This window comes from Streptomyces sp. MNU89 (genome assembly GCF_020982505.1).
Classification (GTDB): domain Bacteria; phylum Actinomycetota; class Actinomycetes; order Streptomycetales; family Streptomycetaceae; genus Streptomyces; species Streptomyces xinghaiensis.
The window spans coordinates 90,519-109,195 of the sequence record NZ_JAJKLL010000001.1; the positions used below are offsets into that span (position 1 = coordinate 90,519).

15 protein-coding genes and 1 pseudogene are annotated in these 18,677 nt (G+C 75.8%); 5 read left to right on the plus strand and 11 right to left on the minus strand.

The annotated features are described in order from the left end of the window. The first annotated feature begins 204 nt into the window (after nt 1–204). A complete protein-coding gene (locus E4N63_RS00390; RefSeq protein WP_228430404.1) occupies nt 205–1,404 on the plus strand; it encodes a PP2C family protein-serine/threonine phosphatase in 1,200 nt (399 codons plus the stop codon). Nucleotides 1,405–1,419: 15 nt separating this feature from the next. Here E4N63_RS00390 and E4N63_RS00395 read toward each other — a convergent pair whose 3' ends face one another. The 4 genes from E4N63_RS00395 to E4N63_RS00410 all read right to left on the minus strand — a co-directional run bounded on the left by E4N63_RS00395 (nt 1,420) and on the right by E4N63_RS00410 (nt 6,046). Further along, nucleotides 1,420–2,235 carry a restriction endonuclease gene (locus E4N63_RS00395; protein ID WP_230239618.1) on the minus strand — a complete coding sequence of 272 codons (816 nt, stop codon included), beginning with the start codon at nt 2,233–2,235 and terminating at the stop codon, nt 1,420–1,422. A 131-nt stretch (nt 2,236–2,366) separates the two neighbouring features. Beyond that, nucleotides 2,367–3,422 carry an ABC transporter ATP-binding protein gene (locus tag E4N63_RS00400; protein ID WP_125625436.1) on the minus strand — a complete coding sequence of 352 codons (1,056 nt, stop codon included), beginning with the start codon at nt 3,420–3,422 and terminating at the stop codon, nt 2,367–2,369. After that, nucleotides 3,419–4,900 (minus strand): iron ABC transporter permease, encoded by a 1,482-nt coding sequence (locus E4N63_RS00405; protein ID WP_230239619.1) that lies wholly within the window; start codon nt 4,898–4,900, stop codon nt 3,419–3,421. The genes E4N63_RS00400 and E4N63_RS00405 overlap by 4 nt, the downstream gene beginning before the upstream one ends. A 108-nt stretch (nt 4,901–5,008) precedes the next feature. Further along, complete coding sequence (locus E4N63_RS00410; RefSeq protein WP_230239620.1) at nt 5,009–6,046, minus strand: iron ABC transporter substrate-binding protein; 1,038 nt, start codon at nt 6,044–6,046, stop codon at nt 5,009–5,011. 310 nt (nt 6,047–6,356) lie between these two features. Between E4N63_RS00410 and E4N63_RS00415 the strand changes: the two genes are divergently transcribed. Continuing rightward, on the plus strand, nt 6,357–9,029 hold the full coding sequence (locus E4N63_RS00415; protein ID WP_230239621.1) for an AMP-binding protein: 2,673 nt from the start codon (nt 6,357–6,359) through the stop codon (nt 9,027–9,029). Between the two features lie 65 nt (nt 9,030–9,094). Here E4N63_RS00415 and E4N63_RS00420 read toward each other — a convergent pair whose 3' ends face one another. Next, on the minus strand, nt 9,095–10,204 hold the full coding sequence (locus tag E4N63_RS00420) for a site-2 protease family protein (RefSeq protein WP_230239622.1): 1,110 nt from the start codon (nt 10,202–10,204) through the stop codon (nt 9,095–9,097). A 306-nt stretch (nt 10,205–10,510) separates the two neighbouring features. Between E4N63_RS00420 and E4N63_RS00425 the strand changes: the two genes are divergently transcribed. From E4N63_RS00425 to E4N63_RS00435, 3 genes are read left to right on the plus strand one after another with little or no spacing between them, the layout of a single operon-like run. Next, on the plus strand, nt 10,511–12,337 hold the full coding sequence (locus E4N63_RS00425) for a serine/threonine-protein kinase (RefSeq protein WP_230239623.1): 1,827 nt from the start codon (nt 10,511–10,513) through the stop codon (nt 12,335–12,337). Then, on the plus strand, nt 12,334–13,020 hold the full coding sequence (locus tag E4N63_RS00430) for a hypothetical protein (protein WP_230239624.1): 687 nt from the start codon (nt 12,334–12,336) through the stop codon (nt 13,018–13,020). The genes E4N63_RS00425 and E4N63_RS00430 overlap by 4 nt, the downstream gene beginning before the upstream one ends. Before the next feature lie 2 nt (nt 13,021–13,022). Next, a complete protein-coding gene (locus E4N63_RS00435; RefSeq protein ID WP_230239625.1) occupies nt 13,023–13,373 on the plus strand; it encodes a hypothetical protein in 351 nt (116 codons plus the stop codon). A gap of 91 nt (nt 13,374–13,464) precedes the next feature. Here the strand turns inward: E4N63_RS00435 and E4N63_RS30865 are convergent, their stop codons facing one another. The 6 genes and pseudogenes from E4N63_RS30865 to E4N63_RS00460 all read right to left on the minus strand — a co-directional run bounded on the left by E4N63_RS30865 (nt 13,465) and on the right by E4N63_RS00460 (nt 18,302). Beyond that, a complete protein-coding gene (locus tag E4N63_RS30865; RefSeq protein WP_308188619.1) occupies nt 13,465–14,175 on the minus strand; it encodes an ATP-binding cassette domain-containing protein in 711 nt (236 codons plus the stop codon). 385 nt (nt 14,176–14,560) lie between these two features. After that, nucleotides 14,561–15,511, minus strand: a pseudogene (locus tag E4N63_RS30870) (ABC transporter ATP-binding protein); the annotation flags it as partial. After that, complete coding sequence (locus tag E4N63_RS00445) at nt 15,508–15,942, minus strand: lasso peptide biosynthesis B2 protein (protein WP_125626286.1); 435 nt, start codon at nt 15,940–15,942, stop codon at nt 15,508–15,510. The gene E4N63_RS00445 and the pseudogene E4N63_RS30870, both read right to left, overlap by 4 nt. Further along, on the minus strand, nt 15,939–16,196 hold the full coding sequence (locus E4N63_RS00450; protein WP_125626285.1) for a lasso peptide biosynthesis PqqD family chaperone: 258 nt from the start codon (nt 16,194–16,196) through the stop codon (nt 15,939–15,941). The genes E4N63_RS00445 and E4N63_RS00450 overlap by 4 nt, the downstream gene beginning before the upstream one ends. Next, nucleotides 16,079–18,172: a lasso peptide isopeptide bond-forming cyclase gene (locus E4N63_RS00455; RefSeq protein WP_308188620.1), complete on the minus strand. Its 2,094-nt coding sequence runs from the start codon at nt 18,170–18,172 to the stop codon at nt 16,079–16,081. The genes E4N63_RS00450 and E4N63_RS00455 overlap by 118 nt, the downstream gene beginning before the upstream one ends. Nucleotides 18,173–18,191: 19 nt before the next feature. Beyond that, entirely contained in the window at nt 18,192–18,302 is a 111-nt protein-coding gene (locus tag E4N63_RS00460; protein WP_230239626.1) for a keywimysin-related RiPP, read from the minus strand. Between the last annotated feature and the right edge of the window lie 375 nt (nt 18,303–18,677).

Sequence of the window (18,677 nt, forward strand, 5' to 3'; positions counted from 1 at the left end):
CCTCGTCAAGTGCCGTGCGGTTCAGAAGCATCGGCGACCGCGCGTACCGCCGCCCGTTCCGCGCCGCGTACGCTGAGGGCCGCCCGCTATCGATCTCTCGTTCCGAAGAACCCGGACACCGTTCCCGTGGTCCGCCGCGGTGTGCGGCGAGGGAGACGGGCGCGAGGGCTCCCGCCCAGATGGGTTCCGGCCACCATGATGCCTATGTGCGACACCGCCCGGATGCTGACCTCGCTGCTCGACGCCAGTCACACGGCCAGCCTCGAGCAACTGCCGTCCCTGGTGGCCGCGCACGCGGACCGCGTGGGTCTGCATCGTCTGCGGATCTATGTGGCCGATCTGCAGGAGAACGTCCTGCGGGAGGTGACCGGCCGCGGCCCCGACGCCGGTGAGGGCGGCCGGCAGCTGCGGATCAACGCCACCCTGCCGGGCCGCGCCTTCCAGAGTGCCCGGATCCTGCCCGCCGTCATCGGCGGACGGCAGCAGTACTGGGTGCCGGTCCTGGACGGCACCGAGCGGATCGGCGTGCTGAGCTGCGAGCCCGCCGAACCGGGCCCGGAGACCGAGGAGGTGCTGTCCGGCCTGGCCTCCCTCCTGGGGCTGCTGCTGGTCAGCAAGCGCGCCGTCAGCGACTCGCTCGCCCGGCTGTGCCGCACCCGGCCGATGACGGTCTCCGCGGAGATGCAGTGGACCCTGATGCCGCCGAAGACCTTCGCCAACCACCGCATGATGATCAGCGCGGCCATGGAGCCGGCCTACGAGATCGCCGGGGACGCCTTCGACTACGCCGAGGCCGACGGCACCGCCCACCTCGCCCTCTTCGACGCCATGGGCCACGACACCGCCGCGGGGCTGACCGCCAATCTGGCCGTGGCCGCCTGCCGCAGCGGGCGCCGGCAGGGCGCGGACCTGCCCCGGGTCCGCGAGATCATCGAGCACACCCTGATCGAGCAGTTCGGCCGCAGCCGCTACGCCACCGGTATCCTCGCCGACCTCGACCTCGGCACCGGGATGCTGAGCTGGATCAACTGCGGGCATCTGCCACCGGTGGTCATACGCGGCGGGCGCACGGCCACCGCCCTGCGCAGCCGGCCCACACATCCGCTCGGCACCGGGCTGGACCTGCCCGTCACCGTCTGCCGCGACCAGCTGGAGCCGGGCGACCGGCTGCTGCTCTACACCGACGGCATCACCGAGGCGCGCGGCGCCGGCGGTGAGGAGTTCGGCGTGCAGCGCTTCACGGACTTCATCATCCGGCACGAGGCCGACAAGCTGCCCGTGCCGGAGACCCTGCGCCGCCTGGTCCACGCCGTGCTCGACTACCACGGCGGCACGATGCGGGACGACGCCACCGTCCTGGTCTGCGAGTGGCCCGGCGCGACCGCCGGCCACCTCCGGCCCTGATCCGGACGGCGCCCGTCACTCCCACGGGGCCGGGCCGGTGCGCTCCGCCCACGCGGCCAGGGCGGCTCTGTCGAAGCAGCGGATGCCCGTGTGGGCGGCGTAGTCGACCGCGGGTTCGGTGAACGAGCTGGTGGTGACGAGCGCGGCGACATCGGCCTCGTGGACGGTGAAGCAGGTGCCGCCGAACCGCTGCAGTTCCTGGGATCCGACCTTGTTGGTCGCGCAGTAGCGCTTGCACTGGATGACGATCCGCCGGCCGTCCGGGCGGGTGGCCACCACGTCCGCGCCCAGGTCGTTGGCCCCGCCCACCACGCCGACGTCCCGGCAGCCGTCGCGCTCGCACAGCGCCGCCACCGCCTGCTCGAACGCGTCGGCGTCCATGGCGTCGTAGGCGCCGCGGACCTCCTCCTCCGGGCAGGGCTCCGCGCACCGCTCCGGGGCGGGGTCCGGGACGGCTTCCGGTACGCCTTCCGGGCCCGGCTCCGGGTGCAGGTCGGGCAGGAGTTCCGGCATCGCCTCGCGTTCGGCGGCGGCGATCTCCTCCTCCAGCGGGAGGGCGCCGGGGTGCCGGGCGGCGGTCCGCGCCTGCCGGCGGCCGCGCACCACGGCGACCGCGGCCATGACGGCCACCAGCGTCCCGAGCGCCGCGGTCGCCAGGTGCCCGGGCGAGGCCTGGCTCGCCTGTCTCAGGGTCAGCCCGATCCCGCAGACGAGGACGGCCAGCAGCCCGAGGGAGGAGGCCCACTGGCGCACCCCGAGCGGGCGTCCGGGCTCCGGTCCGGGCCCGGGCTCGTGGTGGCCGGGTGCGGTGTGCCGGGTCGGTGCGGCCATGGACAGGCTCCCCCCAGAGGTCCGAACGAAGATCGTTCCTGCCTCCTGCCCCGGGTCCGCGGGTTTACCGCACACCCGCCCCTGCCACCCGGCACGCCACCGTTCACAGCCGTGCCTGCGGCCCGTGGCGCTCAGCCGTGGAGTGCCGCCTCGCCGGTCACGCCGATCCCCGTCCGCTCGCCGGGCCGGACGGTCACCGGTCCGGCGACCCGGACGTCCACGGGGCTGTCGAGCCCTTCCACCACGACCGTGACCATCGCGTCGTGCCCGAAGTAGCTCACGTCGAGAACCGTGCCGAGGGTCTCCGCGGCCGCCGCCTCGGTGAGCCGCAGCTGTTCCGGCCGCAGCAGCACGGTCCCCTCCCGCGGGCCGCTCGCCGCGCCGCCGTCCCCGGAGGGCGCGGTGACGGGTATCCGGCCCAGGGCGGTGACGGCCGCGCCGTCGCGCGCCGTGCCGGGGAGGGTCACGGCCTCCCCCACGAAGCCCGCGACCCACAGGTCGGCGGGGTGGCGGTAGACCTCCTGCGGGGTGCCGCACTGGGCGACCGTCCCGTTCCGTACGACGGCCACCAGGTCCGCGGTGGACAGGGCCTCCTGCTGGTCGTGGGTGACCAGGACCGCGGTGGCGCCGGTGGCGCGCAGCGCGGCCCGGACATCGGCCCGGACCTCCGTGCGCAGGGCGCTGTCGAGGGCGTTGAACGGCTCGTCCAGCAGCACCAGTTCCGGCCGCGGGGCGAGTGCCCGGGCCAGCGCCACCCGCTGCTGCTGGCCTCCGGAGAGCTCGTGCGGCATCCGGTCCCCGTAGCCGGCGAGGCCGACCAGGCCGAGCATCTCCTCGGTGCGGCGGCGGCGCTCCCCGCGGTCCTTGCCGGGCAGGCCGAAGGCCACGTTGCGGGCCACGCTGAGATGCGGGAAGAGCGCGCCCTCCTGCGGGACGATGCCGATCCGGCGCCGCTCGGGCGCCACATGGGTACCGGGGCCCTCGACCGTGCGGCCGGCCACCTCGACGGTGCCCGCGTCCGCGCGGAGGAAGCCGGCGATGATCCGCAGCAGCGTCGTCTTGCCGCAGCCGGAGGGGCCGAGCACGGCGGCCAGGGCCCCGGCGGGCACGGTGAGACCGAGGCCGTCGAGCACAGGGGTGCCGCCGCCGTAGGACTTCGACAGGCCGGAGATGCGCAGTTCGGTCATGTGCGGTGCCTCCCGAGCAGATACGAGGGGACGGCCGCGAGGAGGATCAGCGCGGCGGCGTACGGGGCGGCGGCGGCGAACGCACCGGCACCGGTCTCGGTCCACAGACGGGTGGCCAGGGTGTCCATGCCGGTGGGGCGGAGCAGCAGGGTCGCGGGGAGTTCCTTCATGCACACCACGAAGGTCAGCGCCGCCCCGGCGGCCACCCCGGGCGCGGCGAGCGGGACGGTGATCTCCCGCAGCGCCCGCAGCGGTGAGCGGCCGAGGGAGCGGGCCACGTCCTCCAGCACGGGCGGGGCCTGGAGGACGGCGGCGCGCGTGGCGGCCACCGCGACGGGGAGGAAGAGCACCGCGTACGCGGCGACCAGCAACGGGAGTTCCTGGTAGAGCGGATGGGCGTAGCGCACGGCGAGGAAGACGAGGGCCAGCGCCACGGTGATGCCGGGCAGCGCGTGCCCGGCGTAGGCCGTCTGCTCCAGCAGCCGGGCGGCGCGCCCCCGGTGCCGGGCGGCGATCACGCCGACCGGCAGGGCCAGCACGGTGGTGAGCGCGGCCCCGGCGGCGGCGACGCCGAGCGTGGCCCAGGCGGTCTGGGCGAGCCGGGCGGGGTCCCAGGTCGCGGAGGAGCCGGCGGCCAGCCAGTAGCCGAGGGTGCCCAGCGGGAGGACGACGGCCAGGGCGGTCACCACGCCGCACCAGGCCAGGGCGGGGGCCCGCCCGCGGCCCAGGGCCGCGGGCGCGGCGGGACGCGCGGTGCCGGTGCCGGTGCGGGCGTGCCCGGCGCGGCCCCGGGTGCGGGCCTCGGCCGCGACGAGGAGCACGGTCATCACCACCAGGACGACGCTGAGGGCGGCCGCCGGGGTGCGGTCGAAGCTGGCGCGGTAGGAGGTGTGGATGGCGCGCGTGAAGGTGTCGTACCGCATCAGGGAGACGGCGCCGAAGTCGGAGAGCACGTACAGCGCGACCAGCAGCCCGCCGCCCGCGGCGGCGGGGCGGAGCTGCGGGAGGGCGACCCGCAGGAAGGTGCGGACCGGCCCGAGCCCGAGGGAGCGGGAGGCCTCCTCCTGCGCGGGGTCGGTGGCGCGCAGGGCGGCGGTCACCGGCAGATAAACGTAGGGGAAGCTGACCAGGGTCAGCGCCAGGGCGGCCCCGGTGAATCCGGCCAGACCGGGGGCGGCGGACAGCCAGGTGAACGCGGCCACGTAGCTGGGCACCGCCAGTGGCAGGGTCACCAGGACCGACCAGAACCGGGCGCCGGGCAGGTCGGTGCGCACGGTGAGCCAGGCCAGGGAGACACCGAGCACCAGGCAGGCGGCGACGACCACGGCGGCGAGCCCCAGGCTCCGGCCGAGCAGCGAGGCGGTGCGCTCCGTCGCGACGAGCTCCCAGGCGTAGCCGGGGCCGCGTTCCAGGGCGCGGACGGCGAGGTAGCCGAGCGGCAGCAGCGCGAAGACCGAGGCGACGCCCGCCAGGGCCATCAGGGGCCAGGGCGGCCGGTTCCCGGCACGCCGGTACCCGGCGGCGCGGGGCGCCGGCCGGGCGGGGACGGGAGCCGCCGGGGCCGCGGGCGGGGAGGAGCGCACGGATCAGACCATGCCGACGTCTTGCAGCATGGCCAGCGTCTCCTGGAGCGAGTCCAGTTCGCCGAGGTCGATCTCGGGGCTGTCGAGGGAGTCCAGCGGCGGCAGGTCCTCGGTCTCCGAGTCGACCCCGGCGGCCAGCGGGTACTCCTTCGTCTCCTCGGCGAAGTAGGTCTGTGCCTTCTTCGAGAGCAGGAAGTCGACGGCCTTGCGCGCCTGCTCGCTCTGTCCGCTGCCCTCCAGGACGCCGGCCCCGGCCACGTTGACCAGGGCGCCCGGGTCCCCGCCGGGCAGGAAGTGGAGCTTCGCGGTCACCGCGTCGTCGCCCTTCTCGGCGACCCGCTCGTACCAGTAGTAGTGGTTGATCAGGCCGAGGGAGACCTCTCCGGAGTCGACCGCGTCCAGCACCGCGAGGTTGTTGGCGTATTCCTTGGCGCCGTTGGCCTTGAGGTCCTTCAGCCAGTCGCGGGTGGCGTCGTCGCCCTCCAGGACCCGCATGCCGGTGACGAAGGCCTGGAAGGAGGCGTTGGTCGGCGCGTAGCCGACCTCGCCCTTCCACTTCGCCTCGGTGACGTCGTGCACGCTGTCCGGGGCCTTCGCGGTCTTCTCCGGGTTGTAGGCGATGACGCGGGCGCGTCCGGAGACGCCGGTCCAGTCGCCCTTGCCGGAGCGGTAGGAGGGGTCGACCTTGCCGAGGGTCTTCTCCGGCAGTTTCTCCAGCCGGCCTTCCTTGGACAGGGCGCCGAGGGCGCCGGCGTCCTGGGAGAAGAACAGCGCGGCCTCGCTCCGGTCCCCCTCCTCCAGGATCTGCGCCGCCAGTTCGGCGCTGTCGCCGTAGCGGACCTCGACCTTGCTGCCGACGGCCTTCTCGACCTGGTCGAGGATCGGCTTCACCAGTTTCTCGTTGCGGCCCGAGTAGATGACGAGCGCGGAGTCGTTCCCCGACTCCCCCTGGTCGTCACCGCCGCAGGCCGCGGCCGCGGGCAGGAGGAGGGCCGCCGCTGCGAGCGCGGCGAGACGACGGCGGGCGGGGAGGCGGCGCATGGTGGAGCCTTCCTTGCGTGGTGCCCCCGGGCGCGCGGTGTGCGGGCGGGAGGCGGGCGGCTGGTTGATCGCCGCGGAGGTACGGGCGAGCACCCCCATGGTTAAGGTAAACCTAACCTGACCGTCAAGTGTGATGTTCACCGCCCCCCTCGCCGGCGCCCCCGACGTCCCCGGCGACGCGGGAGGGCGTGAGGGGCGGTGCAGGACAGATCACATATCCAACGGGTTTCAGTTTTAGGTAAGCCTTACCTACCATACGGCGCGTGACGCACCACCCGAGCAGCTCCCCGGCACCGCCCCCGTCCCCTTCGTGCGCGACCTGGCCGCCCACGGCGACCGCACCGCCCTCATCACGGCCGGCGGTGAGCTGTCCTACCGGGACCTCGCCGCCCGGGTGTCGGCGGCCGCCCGGCGTCTCGGTTCGCGGCGGCGGCTGGTCCTGCTCGCCGGCGCCAACACGGTCGATTCCCTGGTCGCCTATCTCGCGGCCCTCGCCGGCGGCCACCCCCTGCTGCTCGTCCCGGGCGGCAGCCCCGGAACGCTGCGGTCGATGACCGGCGCCTACGACCCCGATGTGGTGATCCGGCCCGTGGACGGCCGGTGGTCGGTGGAGGAACGGCACGCGGTCTCCGCCCACGAGCTGCACCCGGATCTCGCCCTGCTGCTCAGCACGTCCGGATCGACCGGATCGCCGAAGCTGGTCCGCCTGTCCCACGGGAACCTGCAGAGCAACGCCGAGTCCATCGCCGGCTACCTCGACATCCGCGCCAGCGACCGCGCCGCCACGACGCTGCCCCTGCACTACTGCTACGGCCTCTCCGTGGTCAACAGCCATCTGCTGAGCGGTGCCGGGCTGGTCCTCACCGACCTGTCGGTGGCGGACACCTGCTTCTGGGATCTCTTCCGCGACAGCCGCGCCACGACCTTCGCCGCCGTCCCGTACACCTTCGACCTGCTCGACCGGGTCGGGTTCGAGCACATGCGCCTCCCCCACCTCCGCTACCTCACCCAGGCGGGCGGCCGGCTCGCGCCCGACCGCGTGGCCCGCTACGCCGCCCTGGGACGGCGGGACGGCTGGGACCTGTTCGTCATGTACGGCCAGACCGAGGCGACCGCGCGCATGGCCTATCTGCCCCCGGAGCTCGCGGAGTCCCGGCCGGAGGCCATCGGCGTCCCCGTGCCCGGCGGCTCCTTCCGGCTGCGGCCGCTGCCCGGCCTGCCCGGCGACGACTCCGCCGGCGACACCGGCGAACTGGTCTACACGGGACCGAACGTCATGCTGGGTTACGCGGAGACCCCGGCCGACCTGGCACGGGGCCGGACCACCCGGGAGCTCCGCACCGGGGACATCGCGCGCCGCGCGCCGGACGGCCTGTACGAGGTGGTGGGACGGCACAGCCGGTTCGCCAAGATCCTCGGGCTCCGCATCGACCCGCAGCAGGTCGAGGCGGTCCTCGGCCGCCACGGCGTCGACGCGTTCTGCGCGGGCTCCGACGACGGGCTGGCCGTGGCCGTCACCGGCGGGGCGGACCCGGGCCGCGTCCGGCGCCTGGTCGCGGACGAGTGCGGCCTGCCGCCCCGGGCGGTCCACGTCCGCGCGTACCCCGAACTCCCCCGGCTCGCCACGGGCAAACCGGACTACCGGGCCGTACGGGCGCTGGTCCCCGCCCCCGGCGGGAACACGGCGGAGGCGGGCGGCCCGGCGGAAGGGCGGCCCTCCGCGCGGCGGGGGCCCGCCCGCCCCGCCGACCTGTGCGCGCTGTACGCGGAGATCCTCGACCGGGACGACGTCACCGAGGACAGCAGCTTCACCGGCCTCGGCGGTGACTCCCTCTCCTATGTGGAGATGTCCGTACGGCTGGAGGAGGCCCTGGGCCGGCTGCCCGGCGACTGGCACACCCGGTCCATCCGCGAGCTGACGGCTCCGGCACCGGCGCCGCGGCGGGCCGGCCGGCGGCGCGTCCTGGAGACCGGCGTCGCCCTGCGCGCCGTCGCCATCGTCCTGATCGCCGGCTCCCACATACCGCTCTTCCTGATCCAGGGCGGCGCGCACATCCTGCTGGGCGTGGCCGGCTACAACTTCGCGCGCTTCCACCTCACTGCGGCGGCCCGCCCGGAACGCGTCCGGCGCCTCGGGCGCAGCATGGCGTACATCGCCGTGCCGAGCGTCGTGTGGATCACCGGGGCGGTGCTCTTCGCGGACGGCTACGACCCCGAGAACATCCTGCTGCTCAACAGCGTCGTCGGGACGCACGAGGGCCGGCAGGAGTGGCACTACTGGTTCGTCGAGAGCCTGCTGTACATCCTCGTTTTCCTCGCCGCCGTGCTGGCCGTCCCGGCACTGGACCGGGCCGAACGCCGGTTCCCGTTCGGCTTTCCGCTGGCGCTGACGGCCCTGGCGCTGGTCACCCGCTACAACCTGCCGGGGTTCGACCTCCGGGCGCCGCATCTGACGGCCGTCGTCGTCTTCTGGCTGTTCGCCCTGGGCTGGGCCGCGGCCCGGGCGGGTACGGCCGGGCAGCGCCTCCTGCTGACCGCGGTGGTGCTGGCCACCGTCCCGGGGCTGTTCCCGGAGGGCGACGGCCAGCCGCTGCGGACCGCGGTGGCGATGACCGGGCTCACCCTGCTGATCTGGGTGCGGAACCTGCCGAGCCTGGGCCCGCTCAACCGGGTGGCGGGGCTGCTGGCCCACAGCTCGCTGTACGTCTACCTCACCCATTTCCAGGTCTACCCGCTGCTCAAGGAGCACTCCCCGCTGCTGGCGCTGATCGCCTCACTGGCCGTCGGCGTCGCGTACGCCGCCGTGGTCACCCATCTCACACGGCGGCTGCCGGCCCTGCTCCGGCGCCGGGGACGGACCGCGCCCGCGCCCGGCGGGGAGAGCGGGGAGAGGGGGGAGAGCGAAGAAGGCGGGCAGCCACGCCTGCTGCGCACGGGCACCGGTACCGGCCGCCCGGAGGCTTCCGCGCCGGTCGCCGCGTAGCCGCCGCGGAGGGGGCGGCGGGACGGCCGGGCGTCAGGCCCTGGTCCCCCACGGCGTGGCCGAGGTCAGCCAGGTGGTGATCCTGCTGATGTCGGAGGAGGAGAGGATGCCGGCCAGCCCGCCGTCCTCCAAGACGAGCGCGCGGCGGGCGGGGGCGGCCTGGAGAGCGGGCAGGAGCGGGCGAGCGGGTCGCCCGGGGCGGCGGTGGGGATCTCCTCCAGGGGGAGCATCACCTCCGCGAGCCGGGTCGTGGCGCGTGCCGCGGCGGGTACCGCGCGGGCGTCGTGCAGCGTCACCAGGCCCGCCGGGGCCCCGTCGTCCCCGACCACCGGGAACGCCGAGTGCCGGTAGCGGAACGCCGGGCTCTCCAGGAAGTCCTCGACGGTGGCGGAGGCCGGGGCGGTGACCGGGTCCGGGCTCATCGCCTCGCGGACCGACACCCCGGACAGCAGTTCCCGCAGCCGCGCCTGGCCGCCCTCGACCGTGGCCGCCGCGACCAGGAACCAGCCGATGAGCACGAGCCAGATCCCCCCGAATCCGGCGCCCAGCAGCACCAGGTAGAGCCCCAGGGCCACCAGGCTCCAGCCGAGGACGCGGCCCGCCGCCGACGCGACCACCGTGGCGCGCACCGGGTCGCCGGTGCGCCGCCACACGGCCGCCCGCAGCAGTCTCCCCCCGTCCAGGGGCGCCGCCGGCAGGACGTTGAAGAGGGCGAGCAGGATGTTGATACCGGCGAGCCAGGCGACCGCCTCGGCGGCCAGCCCCGGTCCGGCGGCGGCGCGGATCAGCGCGGCCAGGCCCGCGAACACGGCGCCGAGCACCAGGCTGACGAGCGGGCCCGAGCCCGCGATGCGCAGCTCGGCCCGGGGGTCCGGGGCCTCGCTCCGGAGACGGGCGACCCCGCCGAGCAGCCAGAGCGTGATGCTGTCGGCCTCGACCCCGTGGCGGCGCGCCACGAGGGCGTGCGAGATCTCGTGGGCGAGGAGGGACAGCAGGAAGGCCGCCGCGGTGACCAGGCCCACGGCCCAGTACAGCCACCCCGGATCGCCGGGGTGTGCCTCCGGGAGGCGCCCCTCGGCCAGTCCCAGGGTGAGGAGGGCCAGGATGACCAGGACGCTCCAGTTCACTCCGATGCGGATCCCGGCCAGCCGGCCCAGCGAGAAGGTCTGTCCCACGGCAGCGGCCTCCGAGCGCTCGGCGCGGTTCGCGGACGGCGCACGAGTACCCGCCGCGCGCGGGCGGAACCCCTCCGCGGCGGCCGTGTCCGCCGGATGGGTTCCCGTACGGCACGGGGCTCCGGGCCGCGCGGAGACCGGGAGCCCCGCACGGCCGGTGGCAGCTTTGTGGACATTCTGTTACGGATTCGGCGTTCTCCGAATCGCCGGAGGCTGTCATAGTCCCGGCAGGGGGACGCAACGCACCGGTCCGGTACGGGGGGTGCGCCGGTCCCCGAAGTCATCCATGACCGCAGGGGGGCGGCGATGACCGGATCCGGCAGTTCCGACGCGACTCTTCCTCAGGGCCCCGGCCCGGAGTGGACGGTTCCCGGCTACACGCACATCCGCGAGCTCGGTTCGGGCGGCGGCGGGCGCGTGGTGGTCGCCGTTCACGACGCCACCGGGCATCCGGTGGCCGTCAAATACCTGAACGAGGCCCTGGCCGCGGACGACGCGTTCCGTGCCGCCTTCCGCACCGAGGCCCATCTGCTGGGCGGCCTGCGCTCCCCGCACGTGACGGGGCTCTACGAGTACGTCGAGGCGCCCGAGGGGGCGGCCATCGTCATGGAGCTCGTGGAGGGCGTACCGCTGCGCGCGCTGATCCGGCAGGAGGGGCCCACCGGCCCGGAGGCCGCGCTGCTGGTCCTCAAGGGCTCACTGCTCGGTCTGGCCGACGCCCACCGGGCCGGCGTGGTGCACCGCGACTACAAGCCCGCCAACGTGCTGGTGACGGAGGAGGGCTCGTCGAAGCTCGTCGACTTCGGCATCGCCGGGCGCAGCGGCGACCGCCGCACCGGGGTCAGCGGCACCCCGCCGTACATGGCCCCCGAGCAGTGGAACGGGGCCCCGGCCACCCCGGCGACCGACGTATACGCGGCCACGGTGACGTTCTTCGAGTGCCTCACCGGTGAGAAGCCGTTCGCCGGGGAGAGCCTGATGGAGCTGGCGCTGCGGCACACCACGGATCCCGTCCCCGACGAGCGGGTGCCGCAGCCCGTGCGCGGGCTGGTGCGGCACGGCATGGCGAAGGCACCGGAGGAGCGCCCGCGGGACGCGGCCGCCTTCCTCCGGGAGCTGGAGGAGGTGGCCGGGCGCGCCTACGGTCCCGGCTGGGAGGAACGGGGCCGGGGCCGTCTCGCCTCCCTCGCGGCGCTGCTGCCGCTGCTCATTCCGCGGGCCGCGGAGGCGGAGGGCGGGGTCGGCTTCACCGACGCCGCCGTCACCACGCTGCCGGGTCCGCCTCCGGAGAGCGGCCCGCCTCCCGGCAGTGGTCCCCCGGACGGCGGCGCCCCGTCCGGCGGAGGCGCGCCTCCGGACACCCTGGTCCTCCCGCAGGGCAACGACCCGCTGGGAGGCGCCGGGCCGGTGGGGCGCGACCCGCGCGGGCGGCTCGCCACGGCGGGCGCGCTGGTCGTCGCGACCCTGGTGGTGCTCGGTTCCCTGCTGCCCGGCAGCTGGGCCGGGGAGAACGGGACCACGGCCACCGCCACCACGGCTCCCACCGTTCCCGGCGCCACCGGCGGCCCGTCCGCGTCGCCCTCCGGCGGCTCGACCGCCTCCCCCTCCGGCTCGGCCACGCCGGGCGGTGGCGGGGGGAGCGCGTCTCCGGGAGCCACCACCGGCGGCACCGGGGAGCCCTCCGGGAGCTGGTGGCCGTCCGCGCCGACCGGGCCGGGGTCCGGGTCCGCCACGGAAACGGCGCCGCACACCGGCGCCCCCACGACCGGTGCCACCACCGGTGGCGGGACCACCCCGCCCGGGCACTCACAGCCGCCGCCGGCCACGGTGCGGGATGTGACGATCCGCACCGGCTGGTCGGGCGAGACCCTCACCGGCCGGGTCACGGTGACCACCGACGGGGAGGGCCCGGTGGGCCTCTCCGCCCAGTGGTACGCGCAGGACTCCCGGAGCGCGCCGCGCCGCCCCTCCGGATCACCGGTGGCCTTCCGGATCAGCGAGGGCGGCGAGCCCTACGCCGTCGCCAACCGGGAGGCCCGGCCGCTGGACTGCCGGTGGTACGTCCTGGAGGTGACCACCGTGTCCGGTACGGCCTTCAGGTCGGACCCGTGGTACGCGGACTGCCTGCGATGACCTCCGACGGCCAGGGGCCGGGGACGCCCGGAGACCATCCGGGACGGCCCTCCCCGCCCGGCCCCGGGGAGGCGCGCGAGGCGGAGACCGTACGGCTGCCGGAGGGCACCCCGCCGGAAGAGAGCCGCACGGGGCCCGGTACCGGGGGCTCCGCGCCGCCGGGCCCCGTGGCCGGGGACGACCTCACCTACTCCGCCACCGTGCTCGACCACGCCTGGGGCTCCGCCGCTCCGGGGCCCGGGCCGGAGCCGGAACCCGGCGGGGACAGGGGCCCGCTCCGGGACCGGGAGCGGGAACGGGACCGGGAGCGGGACCGGAGCTCCGGGGAACGGACCCAGGTGCTGCCCCTGACCGGGACCGGCGCCCCACCCGGGCCGGGGGAAGGAGCCGGCCGTAACCCCGGCCCGGCGCACGGCTTCCCCCTCCCCTCCGGCGCCACCGCGAGCACGGGGCACGGCCGGTCCGGACCGCCGTACGCGCCGGACGGTGTCCTGCGCTTCGGCCCCGGAGTGCCCGCCCGTGCGCGGTGGTCCGACGGGGTGCGGCGGCCGGCGCGCGCACCCGCCCACGCCGCCGCCCGGCAGCCCTCCGGCCGGCCCCTGGCACGGCGGGCCCGCCCCACCGGCCGCCGCCCGCCCGCCGTGGTCCCCGGTGGCCGCGCCGGTACGCCCCGGCGGGCCTGATCATGCTCTGTGTCGTGCTCTTCCTCGCCTGGGACCGGAGCGGGCCGGAGTTCGCGGTGACCGGGGTGACCGTACGGGCGAGCGGCCCCGGCGGCTGCGGCACCACCGCGGACGTGGTGGCGCGGGTGCGCACCAACGGGCAGCCGGGCACGATCCGCTACCGCTGGCTGCGCAGCGACGGCACGGAGTCCGGGCCGCTGGTGGAGCGGCTCGTCCGGGGGCAGCGGGAGGCGCGGCTCCGGCTGAAGTGGACGTTCCGCGGCGAGGGCACCGTACGGGCGACCGCCGAGCTGCGCATCACCTCGCCCGGCCGCCGCACGGAGTCCGCCGCCCTCACCTACCGCTGCGGCTGACGGCCCGCGGGGGCCACCGGCCCCGCACAGCCGTGGCGCCACCGGGAGACGGCGGGAACACCCGGTGAACCCGCTCGCCGTCGTCGGCTTCTCACGGCGCCGCGGGCCCGCCCCCGCCCGCCGGTCGGCCCGCTTCCGGCGCGTCCGGCCGGAGAGGGGCGGGCTCCGGCACGGCGGAGGGCTCCGCGCGGCCCGCGAGGGCGAGCCGGCGGTAGGACACGCTGCGGGTGAGCAGTTCCTCGTGGCGCCCGGTCGCGGCGATCACCCCGTTCTCCAGGAGGAGGACGCGATCGGCGGTGCGGACCGTGGCCAGCCGGTGTGCGATGACGAGCAGCGCGCACTCCCGGGCCACCCCGTCCAGGGCGGCGGAGAGTTCGGCCTCGTTGACGGGGTCGAGATGCGCGGTTGGCTCGTCCAGCAGCAGCAGCCGGGGACGGGTGAGCAGGGCGCGGGCGATGGCCACCCGCTGCTGCTCCCCCGCGGAGAGCCGGCCGCCGTGGTCGCCGAGGGTGCTGTGCAGACCGTCGGGCAGGCGGTCGGCGACCTCCCGCAGATTCGCCAGTCCGACGACGCGGTCGATCTCCTCCGGCGGGGCGTCCGGCACCGCGTAGGTGATGTTCTCCAGGAGGGTGCCGTGGACCAGGTGCGGTACCTGGCCGACGACGGCGAGCCGCTTCCGGCACTCCCGGCGCCCCAGCTCCCCGGCCGGCCGTCCGTCGAACAGCAGGGTTCCGGAGTCGGGGTCGCGGAACCGGGCGATCAGCGCGAGGACGGTGCTCTTGCCCGCGCCGGAGCGCCCCACGAGGGCGACCCGCCCCCGGGGCGGCACGGTGAGGGAGAGGCCGCGCAGGACCGGACGGCCCGGGTGGTAGCCGAAGTGGACATCGCGGAGGACGAGCGCCGGAGTCGCGCCGCCGGGCGCGCAGCCCTCCGCCGCGCTCCCCGCACGGCGCTGCGTCCCGCCGGGCGCGACGCCCTCCGCCCCGGTCCCCGTTCCGCCGTGGGCGGGGCCCGTGCGGCGGGGCGCGGGGCCGGTCGTCCTCCACCGGCAGGGCGAGCGCCCGGTCGATGCGCTGGAAGGCGCCCATGCCCTTCTGGAGGAGGCCGGCCGCCCGGAAGACCGAGGAGAGCGGCATCACCAGATAGGAGGCGTAGAGCAGGAACGCCACCAGGTCGCCGAGGGAGTCGGCGTCCGACGCGACCCGCATCCCGCCGATGACGAGGACGAGCAGGAAGGAGCCCTGGACGGCGAGTTCCACCGCCGGGCTCATCACGGACGCGAGTTTCGCCGTGCGCACGCCCGCCCCGTACGCGGTGTCGACCCGCTCCCCGATCCGCCGGGCCTCGCGCTCCTCGGCCCGGTGCACCCGCACCATCGGCAGGGCGCGCAGGGCGCGTTCGAGGTCGGCGGCCAGTTCCCCGAGGGCGCCCTGCGTCCGTTCCGCGGCGGCCCGGATCCCGGAGAGCAGGGAGGTGACGACCACCGCGGCCGCCGCGACGGTGAGCGTGACCAGGAGCAGCAGCAGCGGGTCGATCCACCACATCAGGGCCACCGCGCCGGCGGCGGCGAGCACGCCGACCACCAGGTCCACCAGAGCCTGGGCGACGACCTCGCGCAGGAGGCAGGTGTCGGTGGTGACCCGGGAGACCAGATCGCCGGCGCGATGCTCGTCGTAGGTCTTCATCCGCAGCCGCAGCAGCCGGGCCACCAGACCGTGCCGCAGTCCGCGGACCACGCCCTCGCCAGTGCGTTCGAGCAGGAAGCGACCGCCGGCCCCGGTCACGGCCTCGGTGACGAAGAGCGCGGCCAGGGCGGGCAGCAGCAGCCAGCGCACCTCGCCCCGGCCGCCGGAGTCCACGAACTCCTTGGCGACCAGCGGCTGGACGAGCCCCAGCGCGGAGGCGGCCAGCGTGAGGACGGCCGCCAGCGCGAGGCCCCGGCGGTGCCCGGCGGTGAGCTGGAACATCCGGCGGACGGCCGCCCGCACCGTGCGGTTCTCCGGGGCCGGTCCCGCGCCCGGCTCCGCGGGCTCCCCGCCGGCCCCGGCGGGCGCATGCGGCTGGCCGGGCGGGTCCTGTCCGGCGGCGGGCGCGGGCGGTGCGCCGCGGACGTCCGACGGCGCGGCGGGGAGCGTCATCCGGCGGTCCGCCGCCGCGGGGGGACGCTCAGCAGCCGGGTGAAATAGCCGTCCGGCACTCCCTCGTCGACGGGACGGCCGTCCGCCTCCAGCCAGGCGTGGGCGGTGAACGGCGGGACCACGCGCACCCCCGTGCACCAGGTCGGCCACACTCCCCAGATCCGGCACAGCAGCGCCGCCGCCAGCGAGCGGGGGAGGCAGCCCTGCGGGCCGGCGCAGAACAGGCTGACCGAGCACACCGCGTTCCGCGCCGCCAGGGTCCGCTCCGGGGACGCCGGACGGGCCCCGCGGCGGACGGCTTCCAGCAGCCGGCGGATCCGGCGGGGCTGCAACCGGGCGAGGAGGTACGCCGGCGGCAGGACGGCGCGTGCGGCCAGCCGGTGGGCCAGGGGCACGCCGGAGGGCCGGTCCAGTGCGGCGGGGGTGCTCACGCCGTCACCAGCCCCGAGTCGCGCAGCGTCTCGACCAGGGCGGCCACGTCGTGCGCGGCCTGTTCACGTTCGATCTCGAACTCGGCCACGAGCGCCTCCACGGCGTCCTTCTCGTCGGCGCCGCGCAGCAGGGCCTTCACCACCAGCGTGCCAGTGGGGTTGAGTTCCCAGTAGCGGCCGCTGCGCTGGTCCAGCAGGACGGTTCCGTAGTCGGTCTCGGCGGTGGACACATCGGCGGCGAACTGCAACGGCATCTCTTCCTGTTCCTTTCCCGCCCCGGCGCCGGTGCGCGGGGTGCGGAGTGGGTGTGCGGGTGGGCGTGCGGGGTGGGCGGCGGCGGCTCAGGACGGCCGCTCAGGACGGCGCCGGCAGAGGGGACCCGGTGCGGGGCCGGAAGCGGGGCGGCGGCGGGTGCGAGGGTGCGCAGCCAGACCTCGCAGGCGATGGTCGAGTAGAGCATCGCCTCGCGCAGGCCGGGGGTGGCGGGCCGCCGTGCCAGCGCCCGGAGCCGGCCGGCGTCGACCAGGCCGCGCCGGGCCAGTTCGGAGTTCTCCCAGAGTGCGTGGAGATCGGCCCGGTGCTCCCGCAGCCCGTTGGCGGCGTCCATCGAGGCGGTGGCCTTGTTGCGGCGGCTCAGGCAGACGTCCGGCACGACGCCGCGCATGGCCGAGGTGAGCAGGGGTTTGTACGAGAACGGGGTGACCCGGTCCGCCGGCCGGACGGCGAGGGCCGCCTCGATCACCCGGTCGTCGAGGAAGGGCGAGGCCATGGGCAGTCCGGTGCGGGCGGCCATCCGCTCCCAGATCCGCAGAACCCGGGTGCAGTCGCGGATGAGGTGCAGGTCGGCGTGCATACCGCGGTCGGGCGCCAGGGGGACGGCGTTCTCCGCGGCCCGGCCGAGGGCCCGCCGGATCACCTCGCCGGCGTCCGGGGTGACCCAGTCGAAGAGCCGGGGCGGTGTGCCCCAGCCCAGGGCGCCGCCGACGGTCGGCGCCGGGGGCGCGTGCAGCTCGCGCCGGGTGCCGGCGAGCCACTCCCCGTAGGGGCGGGAGTCCAGCAGGGTCCGGGCGGTGTCGCGCAGTGGCCAGTTCCACAGGGCGCGGAAGCCTCGGAGCCTGCCGAGGGCCAGAAGCGGGCCGGTGCGCAGCAGCCGGTGGTAGTACGCCTCGGAGCACCAGGCGATGTGGTCGCCGCCGATGCCGGTGAGGTGCAGTTCGCTGCCCCGGTCCGCGAGTCCGGGGAGGTGGTGCAGGGCCCGGGCGCGGTCCATCACCCCGATGGTGGGCTCGTCCATCGGGTCGTCGATGTCGAGCAGACCGGTGTAGACGAGGGGGGACGCGCCGGCGTCCCAGACGACGTGGTCGAGGTCCGGCAGGTGCTCGGCGGCCTTCCGCGCCCAGTGCAGGTCGCTGTCGGCCGGGTCGCGGCCGGGCCAGGTGCTCGCGATGACGCGGGCGGGGGTGCGCGCGGCGAGGAAGGTGACGCTGGTCGAGTCGAGACCGCCGGAGAGGTCGCAGCTCACCGTGGCGGCGGAGCGGGTGCGGGCGCGTACGGCGTCGTCCAGGGCCGCGCGCAGGTTCTCCGCGCCGGTTTCCAGGGAGTCGTCCGCCTCGGGCGGTGTCCACCAGCGTGTGGTCCGGCTGCCGCGGCCGCTCGGGGTGACGACGAGGGCGTCCTCGGGCGGTACGGATGTCACGCCCCGCCAGACGGAGGTCTCCGCCAGCGGGTGCGGGACGGGCCAGAGCAGGCGGACGGCGAGTTCTTCCTCGTCCACCCCGGTCCCGGCGGCTTCGGCGAGGATGTCGGCGCGGTCGGCGGCGACGACCGTGCCGCCGACGGTGGCGTGGAAGACGCGGCGCAGTCCGGAGGCGGTGCCCTGGATCCGCAGCCGGCCGTCGAGATCGGCCACGAGGTGGAAGCTGCCGGGGAGCCGGCGGGCCAGTTCGCCGGCCTCGGTCAGGTCGCGCATCCGCTCGGCGCAGCGCTGGAGTTCGGCCGCCTCGGCCGGGCAGCAGCCGAGGACGGCGATGCCCGACCGGCGGGCGCGTACGGCGGTGATCTCCCGGTCGTGCCACCGGCCGGCCAGCCAGGGCCGGCCGGAGGGGTAGGAGAGCACCCGGGAGCCGGGGGTGATGAGGGAGCGGGCCGCGGCGAGGGCCTCCGCACAGTCCGGAAAGACCGTGAAGTGGCCCTCGCCCGGGCCCGCGATCCCGGAGGATCGAGGCGTCATGGCTCAGGCTCCGCGCGCCTCAGTTCTTGCTGAGGATCAGACGGTCGTTGCCGCTGTGCCCCAGCATCCCCGTCTTCTCCCGGAACCCGCCCAGTTCGACCAGGACCGGCGCCTCGTAAGCCTTGCGCATGCCTTTCCTCCCTTCGCCGGGGCGGCCCGTCCCCGCCGTCCGCCGGACGGCGCCGGCGGCGGAAAAGGGAACGATTCGCCCCGCGCCCGCCGTCCCGGACCCCGGGTGGTGTCCGACGAAAACGGCTGGCTGCAGAGAGAATTGGCCATGCGGGACGGGCGGAACAAGGCCGTAGCGGAATACCGCGCTCCAAACCCCCTGCCCGGGTGATGCACCGTCCAGCTGTTGTAAGAACCAGGACCCTACGGACCGGCCATGGGATTGCCGGACGAACGTATGGCCGGATGCGCACCGGCTCCCTCCCGGCACCGCTCCGGCGGTCCCGCACGGTCAGCGGGCCGGCCGGGCCTGCTCGGTGCCGGGCCTGCTCGGTGC

What these genes read in the sequence shown, in the direction of transcription:
- E4N63_RS00390 (WP_228430404.1), top strand. Translation starts at nt 205, where the DNA reads ATGTGCGACACCGCCCGGATGCTGACCTCGCTGCTCGACGCCAGTCAC.
- E4N63_RS00395 (WP_230239618.1), bottom strand. Translation starts at nt 2,235, where the DNA reads ATGGCCGCACCGACCCGGCACACCGCACCCGGCCACCACGAGCCCGGG.
- E4N63_RS00400 (WP_125625436.1), bottom strand. Translation starts at nt 3,422, where the DNA reads ATGACCGAACTGCGCATCTCCGGCCTGTCGAAGTCCTACGGCGGCGGC.
- E4N63_RS00405 (WP_230239619.1), bottom strand. Translation starts at nt 4,900, where the DNA reads ATGGCCCTGGCGGGCGTCGCCTCGGTCTTCGCGCTGCTGCCGCTCGGC.
- E4N63_RS00410 (WP_230239620.1), bottom strand. Translation starts at nt 6,046, where the DNA reads ATGCGCCGCCTCCCCGCCCGCCGTCGTCTCGCCGCGCTCGCAGCGGCG.
- E4N63_RS00425 (WP_230239623.1), top strand. Translation starts at nt 10,511, where the DNA reads ATGACCGGATCCGGCAGTTCCGACGCGACTCTTCCTCAGGGCCCCGGC.
- E4N63_RS00430 (WP_230239624.1), top strand. Translation starts at nt 12,334, where the DNA reads ATGACCTCCGACGGCCAGGGGCCGGGGACGCCCGGAGACCATCCGGGA.
- E4N63_RS00435 (WP_230239625.1), top strand. Translation starts at nt 13,023, where the DNA reads ATGCTCTGTGTCGTGCTCTTCCTCGCCTGGGACCGGAGCGGGCCGGAG.
- E4N63_RS00450 (WP_125626285.1), bottom strand. Translation starts at nt 16,196, where the DNA reads ATGCCGTTGCAGTTCGCCGCCGATGTGTCCACCGCCGAGACCGACTAC.
- E4N63_RS00455 (WP_308188620.1), bottom strand. Translation starts at nt 18,172, where the DNA reads ATGACGCCTCGATCCTCCGGGATCGCGGGCCCGGGCGAGGGCCACTTC.
- E4N63_RS00460 (WP_230239626.1), bottom strand. Translation starts at nt 18,302, where the DNA reads ATGCGCAAGGCTTACGAGGCGCCGGTCCTGGTCGAACTGGGCGGGTTC.